Source organism: Pandoraea anhela (genome assembly GCF_902459655.1).
GTDB classification, from domain to species: domain Bacteria; phylum Pseudomonadota; class Gammaproteobacteria; order Burkholderiales; family Burkholderiaceae; genus Pandoraea; species Pandoraea anhela.
The window spans coordinates 25,510-45,447 of the sequence record NZ_CABPSB010000001.1; the positions used below are offsets into that span (position 1 = coordinate 25,510).

The following is a 19,938-nucleotide window of genomic DNA, read 5'->3' on the forward strand; positions in this document are numbered from 1 at the left end:
CACTCACAGGAGAGAACATGTACTCACTGACGTCATCGCAGATCGAACTGCAATTGCGAGCGCGAGAACTCGCACAGCAACGGTTTGCACCGACTGCTGCCGATACCGACCAAACGGAAGCGTACCCCTGGGACAACGTCGAACTGCTATGCAAGCACGGATTGATGGGAATGACGATCCCACCCGAGTATGGCGGCCAGGGCCGTAGTTACCACGATGCCACGATCGTCATCGAGGAAATGGCGAAGGCCTGCGCCTCGATGGGACGCATTACCGTCGAAGCGAACATGGGCGCCATTGGCGCCATCATGGCGTACGTAACCGAGGCGCAGAAACGGTTGGCTGCCGACGTCGTGCTGAGCGGCGACAAGCCCGCCATTTGCATCTCGGAACCGGACGCAGGAAGTGCGGCAAGCGAGATGACGACACGCGCCGACCGAAAAGGCGAGCACTACGTTCTCAACGGTGAGAAGTATTGGATTACCGGAGGCGGCGTGTCGCGTCTGCACCTGATCTTCGCGCGCGTCTTCGACGACGGCGTCGACCAGGGGATTGGCGCGTTCATCTGCGTGCGCGAAGGGGCGTCGCCGCAGGGGCTGGTCATTGGACGCCGGCTTTATGCCATGGGCGTTCGGGGAATTCCTGAGACACATGTGGAATTTCACGATCTGGTGATCCACAAGTCCATGCTGGTCATTCCGCCCGGGGGGCTTCGCCGGGGCTTTGCATCCCTCATGAGCGCATACAACGCTCAGCGCGTGGGGGCCGGAACGGTGGCGCTGGGCATCGCGCAAGGCGCCTTTGACGAGGCGGTCACTTACGCGAAGCAGCGCAACCAGTTCGGCCGACCGATCGGCGAGTTCCAGGGTATCCAGTGGATGCTCAGCGACATGTCCATCCAACTGGAGGCCGCCAGACTACTTCTTCATGCGGCAGCGTGTAGCGGTGCGTCGTTCCCCGATATCGCGATGGCCGCAAGGGCGAAGATTTTTGCCGCGGAGAGCGCCAACAAGATTACCAATGATGCACTGCAGATCTACGGCTCGTCGGGGTATGGTCGTCACAACCCGATGGAGCGTCATGTTCGGGATGCACGGATGTTTACGATTGCGGGCGGCACTGCGCAGATTCTTCGTACTCAGGTCGCCAGCACGATTCTCGGCATGAAACTCCCGCAAACCCGTGACGGATACTTGTCCAAATAAAGCCGCCTGACGCGACGGTCGGCTCCCGAGCGGGACGGGACGCCGACTGATGGCCTACGATTTCGGTACCGCCATTTTCTTGGCGTATTGCCATAAGGCGTGAGCTGCCGGAGACAGTTTTCGCTCCTGCAAACATGCAAGTCCGATGCGTCGGGAGGCCTTGGGTGTCAAGCCGCGATACACCACCCCGGGAAAGTTTGCCGGAGCGGCGAGCGACGCAATGACGGACACGCCCTGCCCCCGTGCCACAAATTCCAGCAGCGACAGCAATTGCGAGAGCTCGTGCGTCACGCGCGGCTTGATGTCCGAGCGCGAAAACAGCTTGCTGACCAGCTCCTGTGACCCTGCATGGGTCAACACCAACGGATAGCCCGCGAGATCCCGCAGAGACACGTTTGGGCTCTTCGATAACGGATGGCCTGTCGGCAAGACGGCAACGAACTCGTCGATCGCCAGCGGATGCGTGTCGAACTGGAGTTTCGGCAACGTCACGACCCCAATTTCAATTCGACGTTCCTGCAAGTCCTGCTCGATTTCCGCATCGGGCTTTTCCGTAACGTGCACTTCGATGCCCGGATGCCGAGCCTTGAACTTCTCAAGTAAGGGCGGGAGCAAGTTAAGGGACGAACTGGGGCCAAACGACCCGACCCTGACCTTTCCGGTCTTCAAACCGGCGCTCGCTGCTGCCGTCGTTTGAATGAGGTGCAGCGACGAAAACACGTCCCTCACGTGCGGCAGTATCAACTCGCCTGCGTGCGTCAATGCCAGATGCGGGCTGCCCCGGTCCACGATGGGAGTCCCCAACACCGTCTCCAGGGCCCTGAGCGCATGGCTGGTCGCCGACGGCGTCATGCCGACACGCGCCCCCGCGACTGCAATTCCTTCCGACGTTGCCAGCGCCAAAAACAGCTCGAGTTGTCGAAGCGTCGGCATTGATTGGGTGATGTCTGTCATTGAGTTTATTCTCAATTGAATGTGATTTTATTGAATTATAGACTCCGCTCTATCCGGTCAGCCAATGAAATTTCGGCCCGGCAACGTTCCGATGGAGGCAGTAGAAATCATGTTTTCCAAAATGATGGAGTCGCTCAGACCCTCTCCGATTCAACAAATGGCCGAGCGCAGCCGCGTTGCCTCGGCGTCGGGACAGGACATCGTCGACATGACGTTAGGGGAGCCGGATTTCCCCACCCCTCATCACATTGGGGAAGCCGCCGTGCGGGCGATCGGGGACGGTCAGACGCGATATACACCGATTAACGGCTCGGTTCGTCTGCGCGAAGCCATCGTCGACAAGTTCTCGCGCGATAACGGCATCGAGACATCTCTCGCGGAAATCAGCGTCGGTTGCGGTGGAAAGCAGGTTATCTATCAGGCCATGCTGGCGACGCTGAATCCGGGGGACGAAGTCCTCATTCCCGCGCCCTACTGGTCGTCGTACGGCGACATCGTCAGCATGAATGGCGGTGTTCTCAAGCCGATCGCGACGCGCCCTGAAGCCGGCTACGCGCTACAGGTCGAGGACCTCGATCGCGCGATTACGAGCCGCACCAAGTGGCTGGTGCTGAACTCGCCGAGCAACCCCAGCGGCACGGCCTATTCCCAGGCGCAACTGGAAGCGTTTTGCGATGTCATCCGGCGCAGTCGTCATCAGCGCTTCTTTATTCTCGCCGACGATATTTACGAACACATCCTCTTCGACGAGCGGAAATTTCACTCCCTGGCGAGGGTTGCCCCCGATCTGAAAGATCGCATTCTCACGGTCAATGGGGTGTCGAAAGCCTATTCGATGACCGGCTGGCGAGTCGGGTATGCCTGCGGTCCCAAGGCCCTAATCGATGCCATGACGAAGATTCAGATGCAGGTCAACAGCCATACGTCGTCCGTTTCGCAGGCAGCGGCGGTTGCCGCATTGAGCGGACCGCAAGACGAGGTGGTTCGACGCTGCGGGATCTTTCAGCATCGACGCGACTTGTTGCTTGACGCCTTCGCCAAAATCGAGGGTCTTCACACGCCCCGCCCGGAAGGCGCGTTTTATGTATTTCCGGATGTGCGTCGATTCATCGGGAAGACGAAGGAAGACGGCAGTCTGATTTCCACCGATGTCGATTTGGCGATCTATCTGCTGAATGCCGGTGTCGCGGTCGTTCCGGGTTCGGGCTTCGGTATGCCGGGATTCATGCGCCTGTCTTACGCGACCTCCGATGAGCGCCTGAAAGAGGCAGCCATTCGGATCCGCGATGCTTTTGCGCGTTTGCGCTAGGTCGGCGCATCGCGTTGACGAAACCTTTTTGAAATGTTGACTGGCTTGGGAGATCACAATGACCACCGTATCTACACTCATCGGCAAGCGGCTCTATGACGCAGGTTGCCGCCACTCGTTCGGCATTCCAGGCGGAGAAGTGCTTGCCGTGATGCGCGGACTTGACGAAGCGGGCGTCGCGTTCACGCTGGTCAAGCACGAGAACGCCGGCGGATTCATGGCTGAAGGCGTCCATCACCGCGACGGCGCCCCCGGGGTGCTGGTCGCCACGCTGGGACCGGGCGTGGCCAATGCGATCAATGTCGTCGCCAATGCCTGGCAGGACCGGGTCCCCATGATCTTCCTGACGGGTTGCGTCGACGAGAGCGAGGCCGCAACTTACACCCATCAGGTATTCGACCACGCGCAACTGATGCGCCCGATCACGAAGGCCTCGCTGCGTATGACCGCGGAGTCTGCGGAGGTCATCATCGATAAAGCGATTGCCATCGCCATGGACGATCCCCCGGGCCCCGTCCATATCGATGTCCCGATCAGCGTGGCGACGCAAACCGTGACGACCGCAGTTGGCGCCAGGCGAACACGCCCCGCACCGGCGGTGCCGGCCCATTCTGCCGCGTTCGCGCAAGCGCGCAAGTGGCTCGCCGAAGCAAAGCGCCCGATCATGATCGCCGGCGTCGAAGTGCTGCATCACGATGCTCACGACGAGGTACGCGCCATCGTTGAAGAACTGGGCATTCCGCTGATCACCACTTACAAAGCGAAGGGCATCGTGGACGAGCGTCACTCGATGGTGCTCGGCGGCGCGGGCCTCTCCCCGATGGCCGACAAGGTGCTCTTGCCCCTGATCGAACAAGCGGATTTCGTGCTGTTGGCCGGTTACGATCCTATCGAGATGCGCGTGAACTGGCGCAACCTCTGGGGGGACGACAAGAAGGTCGTGGAGTTTTCCGCGACGCGCAATACCCATTACGTTCATCAGGCCGCACTATCGTTTGTGGGGTCGGTTAAGGAGGGGCTTGCCGAATTTCGGCGTGGCATTGCGCGCGCATCAACGTGGAGTGACGTCGAGACGCTACATGTCAAAGCCAAGCTCGAGCAGATTTATCGGACTGACGAAGCCTGGGGGCCGGCGGCCATCGTCGACGTGGCTCGCCGGGTGCTGCCGGAGGATACCGTGGCGTCGGTCGATAGCGGCGCGCATCGCATCCTGTTGAGCCAGACGTGGAAATGCTATGAGCCGCGCGCACTGATGCAGTCCTCGGGGCTGTGCACGATGGGTTGCTCGTTGCCGCTGGGCATTGGCGCCAAGATGGCCAACCCGTCGCGCCCTGTGGCGGTTTTCACCGGCGATGCCTGCCTGGAGATGACGTTGGGCGAATTCGCCACTGCCCGAGATGCCGGAACGCCGGTGATCGTGTTCGTTTTTGCCGACGAGTCGCTTTCGCTCATCGAGATCAAACAGCGCGCGAGCGGTCAACCCAGTCTGGGCGTCGATTTCGCGTCGACCGACTTTGCCGCGGTAAGCCGCGCACTCGGGGGCAAAGGATTCGACGTTCACTCTCGCGAACAGCTTGAGGACGCCATCAAGGAGAGTCTGGCTGCCGAATGCTTCTCGGTCATCAGTTGCCATATCCCGAGAAAATCGTACGACGGTCGCATCTGAAGGTCTGACGGCTTGGTGCGGCGCAAACTTGTCGAGGGTTTCGCCGCATCATGGATCGACAAGCGGTCGGCGGCGAGCACGCAATGAAAGCCCATATTGACAAGATCAGGATCCGACCGGCGCGCGTTCTGGACATTGATGCAGTCACGAAAATCTACGGGTGTTTTGTCACCCAGGAAACGACAGCGCTGGAAACATCCACGCCGTCCACCCACGAGATGCTTCATCGCCACGGCGAGGCTTGCCGAATTCAAGCGCCGTTTCTCGTGGCCGTGTACGACAGCACCGTCATCGGGTTTGCGCTCAGCGACCCGTTCGGGAAACAGGGAGGATATCGATACGCCCTGGTTTACTCGATGTATGTCATTCCTGAGTTTCGAAAGCGCGGCGTTGGCGGGCGGCTGATGAAGTCGCTCATCGAGGCGGCGACCGGCAGCGGGTTCCGATCGATGATTGCCGCGGTGTGTGGAGAAGCGCCGCCGGCGGTGTGCCGGCTTCATGCGCGCTTCGGATTTTCGCCGGTGGGCGCATTGCGCGCGGCGGGATTCAGGCACGGCCGGATGCAGGATGTTTCACTGTTCCAACTTTCGTTGCCGGGTGTGGGGCTCGACATTTCCGCCGGTGGGCACCGCCCTGACCCGGATGTGCATTGACGTTGCGAATTCGCACCGGTTTGCAGGATTTCGCGCGGTGCATGCAGGCACTGCCACGACGCATGTGAACATCGTAACTTCGCCGTCAGTACGTTGCCACACACGTCCCAATCATGGTTTCCATATCGAAATCGCCCTCATCTCCTGCATCGTTCGGTGCCGATCAGGCGTCGAGCCCCGAAGCATCCGGCAAGCCACCCGTTTCGCAAGCGAGCGTTGCGCATGACCCGCCTCCCGGGTTGCCACGCCGCCCCATATCCCTGGAGAACCGGGAACGTCCCGGCAACACTGCGAGCCGTATTCGTCTGACCGAAAGCGTTGTGCATCGCAGCGGCGCTCCCGTGCCCCGCCAGCCCAATGGCGCACCCTATGACGTCATTCGGTATCAGGCGCCCGGCAGCGGCGTCGCCGTCGAGCTGACCGGTGTCAAGGCGGCCAATGGTCGATTCGACGTCAAGAATCACGAAACAAACGAAACCACCGCGAATCTCGTCATCGTCGATTCCACCCAGCCCGATGGCACCGCCGGACCCCGCGTGGGCGTTCACCCCGAGCAGGCAAGGTTGCCGGGCGGTATGCAGGGCTGGCATAGCGGCAGTGCCCACCCCTATTCCGCCCATACCATGCCGATGGGGGCCACCGCCTCGTCTTCGGCCAATCACGCAGTCATGCCGGCTTCCGCGCCCATGGCGCCGTCTTCGCCGTGGATGGTGGCCGGCCGGCAACTGGCAGCGCACATTCCGCCGATCAGAGCGACCAACCTGTCTCAGCTTGACCGGAGCCAGTTGCGCATCGCACTGCGTGCAGGCCAATACCAGACAAGCAACGTGTCGTCGCATGCTCATGCCGATGGTTCCGTGACGCATCAGTTCACGATTTCCGTCAACCCGCGGACACGGCCGCTGGCCGTGCGGGCGACCGTCGTGGGCGGCGTGCTCCAGGAAATCAGGCTCAATCCGCCAGGCAGGCGCTTCCAGTTCGGCACCTCGCCGGGGCCGACGCACACGGTTCCCGCACACCTGCCGCCGGCGATGCCAACGGCTGCCTCACCGTTGCTGCCTGCCAATTTCTCGCTGAGCAACGCGACGAACAGCGCCGAAGTCAACGAGATCATGCCGGCGCTGGCTTCGGCATTCCAGCAGTTCCTGCCGCCGCAGATGAATCGCGTGCACATCGATGTGACGCCCAGAACCAGCGAGGACCAGGATCACGGCTTTACGACCTACCGGCCGCAACAGGCCACTGCTGCGGTCACGGTAGCTGTGGAAATGCCGGATCGCCATGACACTGGCCCTGCGGCGCGAGCGGGACGCCAGGGAAGGTTCGCCGCGACATTGACCCATGAGGTGTTCCTGCATGCACGACCGTTTCTCGACGACCATGCGCGATATCTCCAGGGCTTACAGCCGCGACAACTGGATGAAACGCAGACGCATCAGGTCATGTTCGATCCGCCGAATCACAGCAATGCCTTTCTGCATGCCGTTCGGGCGGTACTTCCCTATCTTCCGAACAATGCAGTCAGGTCGGCGTTTCTCGCCGAATACGCGACAGATGTGGGCAACCATATTCTTTTCGAGACGCAGGACGAACGGCTTGCCGAGCAGGCATTTGCCTGGCACGAGAACCTTGAGCTTATGTGTGCCGACCTCAACCATCCCTTCTGGCGCGGCGCGCCCGCCTGATCGGCAGGCTGCCCGATGGCGCGCGGGCGGCGACGCATTATCGGCGACGTCGTGACCGGCCTGTTCGCTGACGGGCTGTCCATACCAGTCGTACCGATCATGCCGCTCATGCCTCTCCTACCGCCTACGGTGGCGGAAATTGCGCCGCAGTCCGCTGGCCTTCGACGCTGACATTGCGTTGCCAGCGCAGCAGGCTGCGCCATCCGACCGAAGTGGCATCTCGGGTGCGTTCGCGCACGATCAGCATGAGCGGTCGCCACGTCGCGCGCATCAACAGAATTTCATCGATCGCATTCTGTGCTTTGCGCACACCCTCGTGATCGCCGCGCTGCGCAGCCAGCTTTTCCATCGCGCGATAGCCGTCGATCCATGCCGACGCCTCACCGCGCATCGAGTAATTGACGTTGTAGTGGCAATATTTGCTCGTTTTGCCCAGTTGCCGGATGTCCTGCTCGAACTTCTCGAGTAGCTCCGCAGCCCGCATCCGATTGTCCGGCGAGTCCTTCTGCCCGGTCGCGGGATCGACATCGAGGGTTTCGATGCAACGCATGAGCCAGTGTTCTCGATTGGCCGTGATTTCCTTGAGCATGTCGGTCGGCGTCGAATAGTGACGGTCGAGGTCGCCATCCTGCTTGTCGCCGATCAGAAATGGCGAGATCTCGTGCTGCTCCTTGAACCACGCCAGATCGCGCGATATGCCGAGTTGCATCGGCACCGATTGACGTTGCACCACCCCATGTTTGCCCGTCACCGACGGTGTGGCCAGCGGTGAGAAGTTCGCGTTCAGGGCGACCCCCACGCGCTGCTGCGCGTTATCCCCTTTGGCGTTGTTGACGCGCACTTGCCCGCCGGTCTCGAAGCGCTTGTCGCGTGTGCGGTCCATCTCGGCGTAGGCCTGCGCTTCGACCCCCAGCGTCTGCGAGGTACCTCCCCGGTCGGCGAACCTTGCGGAGACGCGCCCCGACAACCGCGTCGTGATGGTCTTGGTGTCGGTGGCACCTTCGAGTTGCGTGACGGTCACCGCCGGGTTGCGCGCAAAAATGGCTTCGAGCGGGTCCCGATAGGCCCGCCCTTTTTGCGGTTCGAGCGTATCCCATCGCACCATACTGTCGAGCGCGTTAAGCATGTTGGCCCGCATCTCGACATCCTTGTGGCGACTTCTGAAAAAGCGCAGCAACGTGGAATTCGTCGCTGTCTGCTGGCTGGCGGCGCGCACGCTGAGTGCCGCCTGCGCCGCGACCCCGTGGACCGGCTTCGGCCCGACTGCAACCCCTATCGTCGCCTCTTTCGCTTTGGTATGGGCTGCGCCAAACTGCAACTCCATGCCGAGAATCGGCATGAACAGCTGCACGAACGCCTCGTCGGTCAGCGATTTTTCCGCGGTGAAGATCGGCGACACCACGGGAGACAGCGAGCTGTAAGGCAACGTGGGCAAGTTCACGCCCAACGAACCGCCGCCGCCCAAACGAAGGCGATCGCGCAAGCGGCTATTCAGAATGAAGGGCTGGAAGAACGTGACGATGTCCTCCTTGCTGCCGAAATGCTCCGCTTTCAACACCCGGATCGCGGCGTCGAGGCCATCGTCGTGAGGGGTGTCATCAGCGCTTCCGGCACCCCCTGCGTTCCGCGAGTCGGGCGGCAGCAATGCCTCAAGATGCGCGTCGATCCGGTTGATCGCTTCGTATGCGCTCAAACCGCTGCCGCATACGTCTTCGAAGAACTCGGGGAGTTTGACCGGCGCCGCCTTGCGCAACAGGTTCGGCGGGCGTGAGGCGCTTGTCGTGCGGGTCCCGGACTGGCGGGCCTCGGCGGCGCGCTGCCGCACACCTGCTTCGCCGATGCGTCGGCGAATAGCGTGAAGATCCTTGGGGTCGAGCTTGATCTGCGAGAGATGCTCGCCGCGATGTTGCAATTGTTTCAAATGCGCCACGCTCGCCTGTGCGGCGGCCGTCGCTGCCTGCATTTCCGGCGTGGCGCCGGGCGCACTGCATGCGGCAATCGTGCGTTCCAACGCCGCCATCCGGCGCTGAACATGAACGTCGACCTTGATTCGGGGAGACTGCATGCCCATGCTTTCGCTCACCCCGTAAGCGCGTGCAAGCGTGCGCTTTTGAAACGGCGTTTTGTTCACATGCGGCATCAGTTGGCGCCACGTCATCGACGTCGACGATTTGGGATTGTCCGGGGTTTTCGGCGACGCTGACGCTGCCGCCCGGATCACCCACTCCGTCATGGCTTTCATGAGGCGCTCGTTATGCCGCGCATACGCCGACCCCGGGGCATTACTCAGATAGCCGTTGCGCACCGCGTTGTAGGCCGCGTGATCGACGTCGTCGAACGCAATCGTGGCGGACGTCAGACCGGCCTGCGCAACCTGCTTGGCTTGCTGGAGCCAGGCCGCGACGCCAGGATCTTTCGACACTTCCGTATGCTGGGCATCGTCGGCGTTCCAGAATACCCGCAGCGCCTCCGAACGTTTGGCGTCGGGGGCCGTCGCACCATCGCTCGACAGGACATGCAGCATGTCCGTGCCGCGAGGCAGCGTGGCCATGAGGCGGCAAAGCGCGACGACTCGCGTATTGTCATCGCTCGTGCCGGAAGGCCCGGCGTCGCGCGCCGAGGGCATTTCGGCCGCAAGCGTCGTCCAATGCGTTACCGGATGCTGCGCGAGCGCCGCCAGCATGCGCGCAGCCTCGCTTGCATCGGCGCCGACATCGGCCAGTGCCTGCGTGACGATTTCCAGCATGTGCTGCGGCAACACGGGAATCGGCGGTGTAGGTCCGGTCAGACGAGACGCCACTTGCCTGAGCGCGGCGCGCAATTCAGACGGCGCCTGAGGCCCGAACACGTGCGCCGCCTCGATCCATTGCTCGACGGTGGCCTGTCGCGCGGCGTCGATCGCGTCGTGCTCGCCCTGCTTGCCGGCCGGTTCACCCTGCTCGCCAAGGTCTTTTAGATCTTTTCGCTCGGCCAGCAGCAGCGACGCGCTGTGCAGCGACGGCAGGGCATCGTCCGCGGCTTGCCACTGACGCGCGGCCTGCTCGCACTCGCTCGCCAACGCCACAATGCTGTCGTTCAGTTCGGCGAAGCGCTGCAAGCGCGTCTGGCATCGATCCAGTGCCTCCGTTGCCTGCGTCAGTACCGCGTTCGTCGCCCCGATTCGACGCTCGAAAACCGCTGCCTTGGCGAGGATCTCCGGCGTAAGTTCGGGGCTGCTGGCGAGGATCGCCGCATGCGAGGCCTTGAGTCGTGTGAGCCGTGCCTGCGCCTGATCGGCAATTTCTTGCGTTGCAGACATATCGTTGTCGAACGACTGTAATACCTCGGCTTCCTTTTGCTGGACCTCCAGCGCCAGCCGGGTCGCCTCACGCCGGTTGCCTGCATCTGCGCGCAAGGCGTAAATCTTGTCCTTCAGGTCGTTCAGTCGATCGATCGAGAACGACAGATGCTTGTCGGCCTGATCGGACAGATGGCTCAGGCTCATCAGTTCCAGCAGGTCCGTGCCATGTGTGGCCTCGCGCAGGGCGTCGCTCGCGCACGTCAGGTTTGCCTCGGCAATGCGCAGGCGAGTCGTCGCATCGCTCAACGGCTGGTCATGGGCGGTGCCGTCAACCTTAGCCGCAGTGGCGGATGTATATTGCGCACGGGCGGTCGTCAGCTCCGCGACGGCGTCGTCCAGCGCCTGCCGGCATGCCTCGACGTTTGCCAGCAGCGCGCGCGCCTGCGCCTGATTCTCCGCGCGATCCCGGGAAATGACGGGAGGTTTGCGTGGCGCGGGCGCGGTGAGTTTTGCGCCCCGACCGTTGGTGAAGCTCGCCATGTCCTGAATCGACGTAGGTTTCATCCAGGGAATGACGGTTGTCGCCCACCGCCGCGCCGTGGACGTCGCAGGCCGGTCGTAGACCATGACGTGCGGCGTATTCAGGCTCACCGCCATGGTGTCAGCCAGGTGCAGCAACTCGCGTGCCTCGTCGAGAACGGGGTCGGCAGTCTTACTGCCCCCGCCCGACGCAGGTTTGATCGTCTCGCCCAGCGGGCCCGGTGGCCCGGCGACCCCCGCGTGATGCTGTCCGGGGACGCCGGCGCGCAAGGGGCCGTTGATGGTGCGGCTGGTCCCGGGCACGCCGAGTGTGATGGCCACTTGCCGCTGGCTGATTGCCGCTTTCAGGCGCGCGCTCAGGGGCGGCTTCCCGGTCGGTTCCGCCGACGCCGTGGCGCGCGCAGACAGCCCGTTGAACTCGGATGCCGGTGGGTCGCCCGGCATGACGGATCCCGACGATGCCGACGATGCTGACCTGTCCGGCGTCGCTTTGTCTTGTGCGGAGGCCGTCGGGAGTGCGCTCGACAACGTTTGATTGATGGATTTCAAAGCCACGGCGTATCCCGTCTTCTGGTCTGATTGTGGGGCTGCGTATTCTGAGTCTTCTGCGTCTTCTGTGTATCGGCCAACCTATCCGCCAACGTCTTTGCCAGCGTATTTGTGCACGTGCTCCGCGATGTGATCGGCGATGTGTTCGTCTATGTGTTTGCCGATGCGGTGGTCTTCAGGGCGAACTGATCGGGGACGCCGGACCATGGCGTCCCCTCCCCGTCTGCGTCAGAACTTGTGCCGCATGCCAACGGCCGTCAGCAACTGTCGCGGCGCCCCTGCGCTCACACCGAAGGACCCGATCGACGCCTGTGCGCTCGTGAGCGCACCGTTGGTACTGAGGGTGTTGCCACTGGCGATCTGGTAGCCGGCCAGCGCGTACACGTCGGTGCGCTTGGAGAGCGCGTAGTCGGCGCCGAGGTTGATCTGGTTGTAGTGAGCGGATGCGGGTCCGCTCTGGGAGGTGTAGCTGTAGCCGATGCCGGTGCGCAGCGTCGGTGACAGTTGATAGTTCACGAAGGCGGAACCGACATTGAATCGGGCCGTGCTGCGAAAGGCCGAAAACGCATCGGCGCCGTACTGAGCGTTCGAGTATGCGAGGCCGAAGGTTGCGGCGCCGAACGTGTACTGCGCGGCGGCCCGGGCAATCTGAATGGACTTGGCGCTGCCGAAGCCCTGATTGATGGCCGTGTTGAAAATCGTGTCGGAACTGCCTGTCCAGGTGCGCACGCCTGCCGAATTCGTCGTGTTGCCGCCGTTGGCATAGAAGTAACCGGCGCCCACGGCGAACGGTCCGTTGGCGTATGCCCCGCCGAAGCTGATCGTGCGGCCATTGCCGCCCGCCCCCGCAACCCCGCCGATGCCGTAAAGCGCCTCGAACTGGAAGCCCGACAGCAGCGGACTCACGTACTTGATCGAGTTGCTCACGCGCAGGCTGTTGTCGTAGTTATCGAGATCGCCCGGCGTGGCGAAGGAACCGCCGAAATAGGCATCTTCCGTCAGCCCCTGCACCAGATCCACCACCGGATCGTATTGACGTCCGATCGTGAGCGTCCCCCAGCGTTGATCCGCCAGTCCGACGACCGCCTTGCGGCCGAACTCACGGCTGCCTTGTCCCAAGGTGCCGGTACCGAGATTGAAGCCGTTCTCCAACTGGAAAACGGCGGAGAGCCCGCCGCCGAGCGCGTCGGTGCCCCGGATCCCCCAACGGCTACCCGAGAGGTTGCCGCTATTGAACTTCGTCAGTGTGGTCGGGGTCGCCCCGCCGCTGTTTCTGAAATATGCGACACCTGCGTCGAGCACGCCATACAGCGACACGCTGCTTTGCGCGTGCACGGTCATGCTCGCCAGCAGACCCACCGGAACCAGCACTAGACGGGAAAAACTTTGCATCTGGAAATCCTCAAGTGAAAACCCATTGAAGTTGCCGGACACAGAAATCAAGTTATCCGAACAACGTAAGGCGATTTCATCATTCGCCGGAACGGGATAACCGGGGGACCCGAAGTTTTGGTTCGTTACGCGATGTCTGCCAATTAATTTTTCTGAATAAGCAAATGTATTTTTTTCTTCTGAAATAATGACCGGGCGGCGGTGTGTACGTGAAGACGATAGACCGCTTCACCCCTTGACTGCGGGGTCGCGCTCACGCCATGCGCCCGGCTGCGGGGGTAGCAGCGGCGTGCCGGGGCGCATTCGTCAGCGGCGCGTCGCTCGATAACGTTGCAAGTAATCTTGCAACTTCGATTCGCTCCAGGCTTTCTCCATCGCTCACCATAGCGTCGCATGCATTGATCGTGTGGCTGAGTTCGGCGTGAATTCTGCGGCTTTCCCCCATATAGGTATTGAGCAACGCGGTTGTTTCCGGCGAATTGTATTTCGTGAACTGCGGAAGTCGGGGAAACCGGGCAATCCCCTTATCGGCCTCGGCCTCGTAGGCTTCGTTGAGTTTGTTGTCGACGTGGGTGTTGAACGAATTGATCTCCGACTGATGGCGGTGGCGTGAGCGGGATGCCGCGGCCCCGTTGCTCCGTCCAAAGCCGAGCAGCGTCGCCGCAACTTCCATGTTTGCGTCCAGGCGCGGATAGCTCATATTGGGCAGGTGGGCGAGCACCGCACGATAGACCTCCTCGACGCTGGCGTCGGGACGAAGCCGCAGGAATTGCGTGAACAATGGCTTTTCGCGCGCGATCGTCGCGCGCATCTGTTCCTGATTGATCAGCCAGCCGCTCGGCCCCTCGAAGGTGATGCCCTTGTCCTGTCTGGCGGCCTGCGCGACAGGGATCAGGACGAATCTGCTGCTCAGGCCATAGTCCTGCTGCACCTTGGCGACATGAGGAAAAATACCGCCCTCGACTCCCTGCTCCAGATATTGCGCCGGCTTGGATCCCCACACGACATGGGAGAGTCCCTTCGACATCGCGTCGTTGAGTTCTTCGACCATCGAATGGGGATAGTCGTTGCGCGTGTTCAGCCGACCGAACCACACTGCCGTTTTCTGAAGCGTGGACAGCCCGTGCATCTCGGTGCCCAGCCGGCTGTCCAACCGCGCGACATCGGCATGGGTCAGCGGCATCTCGAGCAGTGGGTTCAGTGTCGCCGTGCGAAGCGCGGTGGCTTGTGGCGGCATTCCCTGCGGCAGTTGACCCGCACTCGGGCCTTGCTGTGAAGCGCCCGCGCTGCGAAGCGCTGGCTGTCGGGGCGAGGCGAATGCCGACAAACCACTTAGCGAACCGGATTGAGCATGGACCGTGGGACTGCCCTGCTGCCTGGGCGCAGAATGGGTCGGTTGGGCCGGTTGGGCCGGTTGCAAAGAATTTTGCGCGGTGCCTGACGAGGCGGCCTGATCTGAGGGACTTGAACGAAGGCGCATTGTCGAACTTCCTGAACTTCCTGAATGAGTAGCGATGGGTCATGTGCGCACCCGCGTGCAGCATGCGGCCAAATCCGGCCCGGCAAGCGACGTCGTCGCACTATGACTCACGACCACCGAGTCTAAGGCTTCGAAGCCGGCTCGCCGGACAACCCGGCGAATCGGACGTTCGCCAAGCGAAGCACGGCGCGCTATCGCATTTGGCGGGTGTCCACGGCGGCGGGCATTATCGTTAGCTGCGCAATTGCTTCGGGGTGTCGTCGTGTCTCGACCGGTCGAATGCTTAAGATCGACGCATCTGGTCTCTCGTTGGCGCGCGCATGCACGGCTTTGCCCGTACCGGCTATTGCCCGAGCGCCGATGCGTTGAAATGAATCGGTCGCTTCACCGGACTCCCGTCTCTCTCCGCCCGCCTCATGAAACTGACGCCCAATCCCCTTTTTGCCATTCCGACGCGTACCCCGGGGCATCACGCCGATGGCGTCGCGCCGGGCGCGGATCCTCGTGCGAAGTTGCCGGATGCCCCCGCTCCGGGATCGGCGTACGTCAATGATCTGCGAGCCATGGGGCGGGCGGGAGGACGGGGCGATACGGCGAGCGAAGCGCGCGCCGGCGCCGGTCAGCCTGCGCACAAGCGAATTCAGGCAAGGGCCAGCACAAAGGCGACGGGTTCGGCAAATCCCTCGAACGTGACGACTCGCCCGAAGATCAACACGCTGCCGTCGGGTCCCAAAATCGATACGTCGCACGATGCGCACAAGACGATCGACTCGCTGGCCCCGCATGACATCGATCAGCTTAGCGCCGCGTTCGGACTCGTCAAACCCGGTGAAACGGGGAACCGGGCATCCAACACGATGGCGATCAGGCAGCGCATCGCCGTCATCGCCAACGATCTCGACAACCACCTGATCGATCACGACAACAACAGCTTCCTCGACCATCCCGCCATAACGAGCAAGCTGAGCGCGGCCGAGGCGCACGAACTCAAGCAGTTGTTGGACGTTGCGCATGTCTACGTCAAGTCGCGTTCGTTCAACGGTCCAAGCGGTCCTCATGCGATGCTGGAAATGCACTTTGACGGCACGCGGAATTTTCGCGATGTGCGGCAGGACGTCAGCACGGCGATGGGCCTTACCGGTCAGATCGATCACGCGTCGCGCCGCATCGGCGAACTGATGTCCAGAATGCTGGCGCCGAACGGCAATGCGACCCTCATGTCCGTGTCGGGGCTGTCGATGGGCGGCGGCGCGGCGCAAGTCTTCATGGCGGCGATCGACAGCCGGTTGGAACTTGCCACGCGGCCGGCCGTGTTGCTGCTCGACCCCGTTCTGCTCAATAACCGGCAGGCGCGTTTCGCGGTCGAGGGCGGCACGCGTCCGGTCGATTTCACCAGCCCGCGCGGGGTGGCCGTCACCCTGGACTACGCGAGAGATTCGCAGCGCGGCCTGATGTCGAAAATGAAAACGGTGGGCTTCCACTCGCCGGGGCTGGTCCGGCTTAAGCTGGGTCTGGACGATCAGGACGGCCTGCGCTACGGCGAACAAAAGCCGAAAGCCACCCCCATCGGCATGGGCTACCACGGGCGCACGGGGTATTACACCGAAGCGCTCAAACGCTTCGCGGGAGATGGCGCCCAGCACCGCTGATTCGATAGCGTCGAAGGCTTACGCCGTGGTGAAAGTCGGGGAAAGGGGTGGAGAGTCGGGCATTCGCTACGCGTCACGCGGCGCGACGGTCGTGCGCGACGTGTAGCCGATGATCTCCGGCTGGCATATGTATTCGAGCACCCAGGTCTTGAAGCGCTCCAGCATCTCCGCGTTCTTCGGATCGCGCTTGTAGTACAGAAAGAAGCGCGGGCTGCGCTCGAGCGTCAGCCCTTTGAGCAGATTCACGCCCAGCGGTGCGACGAGGTTGCCTGCCTTGATCTGGTCGATTGCGTCGAGATAGGAGATAAAACCGATCCCGAGACCCGCCATCACGGCTTCGAGCATGGCGTCGTGCGTGTGCAGCTTGAGGGCGGGCTGCGCCACGGTGTACGGCAGGCCAAGCAGCGCCAGGGTGTCCTGCCACAGCGAATTGTCCGTGAGCGGCAGCACAAGACTATGGCGCAGCAGGTCGTCCGGGGCATCGATCGGCTGGCGCGCCAGCAGCGAGGGCGCCGCCACCAGTACCTTCAGATCCTCGATCAAGGGAATTTCCTCGAGCTCGCCCTGCTCGCCGTAGCCCCAATGAATGGCGGCATCGACCCCCTGATGGTCGTCGAGATCGACCAGCTCGACGCCCACCGACATGCGCAGTTCCAGATCCGGATACTGCGCCGTGAAGTTGCCGAGGTGGCGAACGAGGTAGTGCGTTGCGAAATACGGGCTGACATGCAAGTAGAGGCTTTGGCGCGAGGCTTCGCGTCTGACCGCATTAATGCCGGCGGCGAACTGCTCGAAGCCCCGCTCGATGGGCTCGTACAACTGGCGGGCGGCCTCCGTCGGGGCCAGGCTGCGCGCCGTGCGCTCGAACAGCTCGGTGCCGAGCGACGATTCCAGAATCTTGAGCTGCTGGCTGACCGCCTGCGGCGTCAGGCACAGCTCGTCGGCAGCTTGCCGGATCGATCCGCGTCGGTAGATGGCTTCGAAGATGCGGAGGGTATTGAGAGGCGGCAGGCGAAAACGCATTGGCATTGTGTGCAACCCGGGGTTGTGCGCTGCACACCGGGCGGACGCACCGCAGCGCCGTCCGCGCGACATGGGGCGCCAACCCGTTCCGGGCGGCATCGTGGCACGGATCAAGTCCTTCTTGTACCAAGCCGAAATACCGCCGTAAATATAGTGTTCAACCCGACTCGGCGCCGGTGTTCAGCATCGATACTGCGCCCCATCGCGCTCCAGCAGGCGCAGCAATGCCGTCCACTCCCGATCGAGATGCACCGTATCCAGGCAGGCATAGTCGTCGTGCTGGCGTGCCGCATGCTCGCACACCTCGGGCGACGGAATGACGAGCGCCTGCCCTGCCGACAGCGTCGCGACCTGAATTTCGCACGCCCGGTTCAGATAGAACATGCGCGTGAAGGCCTCGGCCACCGAGCGGCCGGTCGTCAACAGGCCATGGTTGCGCAGGATCAGATAGTCGTGCGACCCCATCGATTGCACAATGCGGGCGCGCTCGTCGAGTTCGAGCGAGATACCCTCGTAATCGTGATACGCCACGCGGTTGTGAAACTGCATGCTGATCTGGTTGAGCGGCAACAGCCCGCACTTCATTGCCGCGACGGCCATTCCCGCCGTGGTATGCAGATGCACCACGCATTCCACGTCGTGCCGCGCCATATGCAGCGCACTGTGGATCGTGAAGCCTGCGGCGTTGACGTCGAAACGGTCGTCGTCGACCGCACGCCCGTCGACGTCGATCTTGACCAGACTCGACGCCGTGATCTCGTCGAAGAACCAGCCATGCGGATTGATGAGGAACTGATCGGTCGTGTCGGGCACGCGCGCCGAGATGTGGGTGTAGATCAGGTCGGTCAGGCCGAAACGCGCCGCCAGGCGGTAGGCTGCGGCAACCTGAACGCGCGTGTCCCATTCCTCGGCGGACAGGTTGCGAGGACGGCGGTTGATATGCGGGTCTGTGGTCGAAATCATGGGGCGGGTGCGTATCACGCTAAAGCGGGAGGGGAGAAACAGCAGCAGAAACTAGGTGGGACGGCGCCGGGCGCAGGCGCCGTCCCCGTGCGGCAGCGCTCAGTTGGGCAAGTCGCCGCGCATCGGCGCGCCGGTGCGGTCAGGACTCGTCACGAGCGCCAGCGCACCCACCACGGCCGCCGCGATCAGGTAGTAGGCCGGCACGAAGTTACTGCCGGTACGCTGGATCAGCCACGCGTTGATCATCGGCGCGGTGCCGGCGAACAAGGCGACCGACACGTTGTAGCTCAGCGCCATGCCCTTGAAGCGGACGCTGGCGTCGAACAGCGCGGGGATCTTCGAGTAGACGCACGACAGCAGCGCGGCCAGACTCAGGTTGAGGACACCGAGCGCCAGAATGCGGGTGCCGGCGGTGCCGTCGGTCAGCATGTGGAAGCACGGCACAGCGCACACGCCCACGAGCAGCGTGCCGATCAGCATCATGCGTTTGCGTCCGATGCGATCGGCGATCACCCCCAGAATCGGGATCATGCAGATCAGGAACAACTGCGGTCCGAGCGTCAGGCGAAAGCCGGTGGATACGTCGAGTTTGAGCGCGCTGACCAGATACGTCGGCAGGTAGGTCACGACGACGAACAACGTCACGTTGGTTACGATGATGATGCCGCTCGATTGCAGCAGCGCCGGCACATGCGTGTCGAACAATTCGCGCCAGCCGGCGACCTCGCGATGCTCGTGCGCCTGGCGCATCGCTTCGAAAGCGGGCGTCTCTTCCAGGTAATGCCGGATGTAGAGCCCGATCGCGCCCAACGGCAGCGCCAGCAGGAAAGGCAACCGCCATGCCCAGCCCTGAATCTGGTCGACCGTGAAAAAGAGAGCCAGCACCGCCGAGATCGACGCGCCGAAGAAAAACCCGCCCATGCAGCCCACTTCGATCCAGCTCGTGAGTGCCGTGCGATTGCGGTCGCGACAGTATTCCGCCACGAAGATCGCCGCCCCGCTGGCCTCCCCGCCTGCGGAAATCCCTTGCGCGAGACGCATCAGTACCAGCAAGACGGGGGCAGCCAGACCGATGGTGCCGTAGGACGGAATGAGCCCGATGGCAAATGTCGCGAACGCCATCATCACGATGGTGACGGTGAGGACTTGTTTGCGGCCGTAGCGATCGCCCAGCGAGCCGAACACGATGCCGCCGAACGGCCTTGCGAAGAACGCGATGGCGAATGCGGCCAGCGATGCGATCAGTTGAACGCTGGGGTCGCCGGTGGGGAAAAACACCTTGCCGAGCACGGCGGCCAGATAGCCGTACACGGAGAATTCGAACCATTCGACGAAGCTGCCGACCACCGAGGCCAGCACGACGCGATTGAGTTCACCTTCGCCCACCTTGCGCATGCCGCTGTCATGCGGCTCGGGGCGTGCGTGATTGGCCGGGCGCGGATCGTGCAGCGCGTCGGAAGGGGCCAGAGCATTGATTTCCATGGTCGTAGCGTGTCCAGCGTCAGTGGGGAAAGGGAGACGAGATCCGAAATGGCGCGTCGGCTCGTCATGTTGTCGATGTGGGCCGTCGGGGGAAATGCGCCGCTCGGA

13 protein-coding genes are annotated in these 19,938 nt (G+C 62.6%); 6 read left to right on the forward strand and 7 right to left on the reverse strand.

Annotation, left to right across the window (positions count from 1 at the left end; genetic code table 11):
• Positions 1–17 precede the first annotated feature (17 nt).
• Positions 18–1,205, forward strand: a complete 1,188-nt coding sequence (acdA, locus tag PAN31108_RS00145; protein ID WP_150666896.1) for a 3-sulfinopropanoyl-CoA desulfinase — start codon at positions 18–20, stop codon at positions 1,203–1,205.
• 54 nt (positions 1,206–1,259) lie between these two features.
• On the opposite strand, the gene PAN31108_RS00150 is transcribed toward acdA, so the two are convergent.
• Entirely contained in the window at positions 1,260–2,159 is a 900-nt protein-coding gene (locus tag PAN31108_RS00150; protein ID WP_150666897.1) for a LysR family transcriptional regulator, read from the reverse strand.
• 109 nt (positions 2,160–2,268) lie between these two features.
• On the opposite strand from PAN31108_RS00150, the gene PAN31108_RS00155 reads away from it, so the two are divergent.
• The 4 genes from PAN31108_RS00155 to PAN31108_RS00170 all read left to right on the forward strand — a co-directional run bounded on the left by PAN31108_RS00155 (position 2,269) and on the right by PAN31108_RS00170 (position 7,472).
• On the forward strand, positions 2,269–3,468 hold the full coding sequence (locus PAN31108_RS00155; protein WP_150666898.1) for a pyridoxal phosphate-dependent aminotransferase: 1,200 nt from the start codon (positions 2,269–2,271) through the stop codon (positions 3,466–3,468).
• Between the two features lie 58 nt (positions 3,469–3,526).
• On the forward strand, positions 3,527–5,134 hold the full coding sequence (locus tag PAN31108_RS00160; protein ID WP_150666899.1) for a thiamine pyrophosphate-binding protein: 1,608 nt from the start codon (positions 3,527–3,529) through the stop codon (positions 5,132–5,134).
• 50 nt (positions 5,135–5,184) lie between these two features.
• Positions 5,185–5,787: a GNAT family N-acetyltransferase gene (locus PAN31108_RS00165; protein WP_150666900.1), complete on the forward strand. Its 603-nt coding sequence runs from the start codon at positions 5,185–5,187 to the stop codon at positions 5,785–5,787.
• 113 nt (positions 5,788–5,900) lie between these two features.
• Positions 5,901–7,472, forward strand: coding sequence for a hypothetical protein (locus PAN31108_RS00170; protein WP_150666901.1), 1,572 nt, complete (start codon positions 5,901–5,903; stop codon positions 7,470–7,472).
• A 124-nt stretch (positions 7,473–7,596) separates the two neighbouring features.
• Here the strand turns inward: PAN31108_RS00170 and PAN31108_RS00175 are convergent, their stop codons facing one another.
• From PAN31108_RS00175 to PAN31108_RS00185, 3 genes are all read right to left on the reverse strand, one after another.
• On the reverse strand, positions 7,597–11,736 hold the full coding sequence (locus PAN31108_RS00175) for a coiled-coil domain-containing protein (RefSeq protein WP_150666902.1): 4,140 nt from the start codon (positions 11,734–11,736) through the stop codon (positions 7,597–7,599).
• Positions 11,737–12,069: 333 nt separating this feature from the next.
• The gene (locus tag PAN31108_RS00180; protein WP_150666903.1) at positions 12,070–13,233 is read right to left on the reverse strand and encodes a porin; all 1,164 of its coding nucleotides are present in this window, start codon (positions 13,231–13,233) and stop codon (positions 12,070–12,072) included.
• Between the two features lie 253 nt (positions 13,234–13,486).
• Positions 13,487–14,470, reverse strand: coding sequence for a hypothetical protein (locus PAN31108_RS00185; protein WP_150666904.1), 984 nt, complete (start codon positions 14,468–14,470; stop codon positions 13,487–13,489).
• A gap of 659 nt (positions 14,471–15,129) precedes the next feature.
• Between PAN31108_RS00185 and PAN31108_RS00190 the strand changes: the two genes are divergently transcribed.
• On the forward strand, positions 15,130–16,362 hold the full coding sequence (locus PAN31108_RS00190) for a hypothetical protein (RefSeq protein ID WP_150666905.1): 1,233 nt from the start codon (positions 15,130–15,132) through the stop codon (positions 16,360–16,362).
• A 66-nt stretch (positions 16,363–16,428) separates the two neighbouring features.
• Here PAN31108_RS00190 and PAN31108_RS00195 read toward each other — a convergent pair whose 3' ends face one another.
• The 3 genes from PAN31108_RS00195 to PAN31108_RS00205 all read right to left on the reverse strand — a co-directional run bounded on the left by PAN31108_RS00195 (position 16,429) and on the right by PAN31108_RS00205 (position 19,830).
• Positions 16,429–17,391: a LysR substrate-binding domain-containing protein gene (locus tag PAN31108_RS00195; protein ID WP_174994784.1), complete on the reverse strand. Its 963-nt coding sequence runs from the start codon at positions 17,389–17,391 to the stop codon at positions 16,429–16,431.
• A 174-nt stretch (positions 17,392–17,565) separates the two neighbouring features.
• Positions 17,566–18,348 (reverse strand): class II aldolase/adducin family protein, encoded by a 783-nt coding sequence (locus PAN31108_RS00200; protein ID WP_150666907.1) that lies wholly within the window; start codon positions 18,346–18,348, stop codon positions 17,566–17,568.
• Positions 18,349–18,447: 99 nt separating this feature from the next.
• Positions 18,448–19,830: an MFS transporter gene (locus tag PAN31108_RS00205; protein WP_150666908.1), complete on the reverse strand. Its 1,383-nt coding sequence runs from the start codon at positions 19,828–19,830 to the stop codon at positions 18,448–18,450.
• Positions 19,831–19,938 lie beyond the last annotated feature (108 nt).

Excerpts from the sequence above, each read along its gene's own strand:
- PAN31108_RS00185 (WP_150666904.1), bottom strand. The coding sequence starts at position 14,470 with ATGCCGCCACAAGCCACCGCGCTTCGCACGGCGACACTGAACCCACTG.
- PAN31108_RS00155 (WP_150666898.1), top strand. The coding sequence starts at position 2,269 with ATGTTTTCCAAAATGATGGAGTCGCTCAGACCCTCTCCGATTCAACAA.
- PAN31108_RS00165 (WP_150666900.1), top strand. The coding sequence starts at position 5,185 with ATGGATCGACAAGCGGTCGGCGGCGAGCACGCAATGAAAGCCCATATT.
- PAN31108_RS00190 (WP_150666905.1), top strand. The coding sequence starts at position 15,130 with ATGAAACTGACGCCCAATCCCCTTTTTGCCATTCCGACGCGTACCCCG.
- PAN31108_RS00160 (WP_150666899.1), top strand. The coding sequence starts at position 3,527 with ATGACCACCGTATCTACACTCATCGGCAAGCGGCTCTATGACGCAGGT.
- PAN31108_RS00200 (WP_150666907.1), bottom strand. The coding sequence starts at position 18,348 with ATGATTTCGACCACAGACCCGCATATCAACCGCCGTCCTCGCAACCTG.
- PAN31108_RS00205 (WP_150666908.1), bottom strand. The coding sequence starts at position 19,830 with ATGGAAATCAATGCTCTGGCCCCTTCCGACGCGCTGCACGATCCGCGC.
- PAN31108_RS00150 (WP_150666897.1), bottom strand. The coding sequence starts at position 2,159 with ATGACAGACATCACCCAATCAATGCCGACGCTTCGACAACTCGAGCTG.
- PAN31108_RS00175 (WP_150666902.1), bottom strand. The coding sequence starts at position 11,736 with ATGCCGGGCGACCCACCGGCATCCGAGTTCAACGGGCTGTCTGCGCGC.
- PAN31108_RS00170 (WP_150666901.1), top strand. The coding sequence starts at position 5,901 with ATGGTTTCCATATCGAAATCGCCCTCATCTCCTGCATCGTTCGGTGCC.
- PAN31108_RS00195 (WP_174994784.1), bottom strand. The coding sequence starts at position 17,391 with ATGCCAATGCGTTTTCGCCTGCCGCCTCTCAATACCCTCCGCATCTTC.
- acdA (WP_150666896.1), top strand. The coding sequence starts at position 18 with ATGTACTCACTGACGTCATCGCAGATCGAACTGCAATTGCGAGCGCGA.
- PAN31108_RS00180 (WP_150666903.1), bottom strand. The coding sequence starts at position 13,233 with ATGCAAAGTTTTTCCCGTCTAGTGCTGGTTCCGGTGGGTCTGCTGGCG.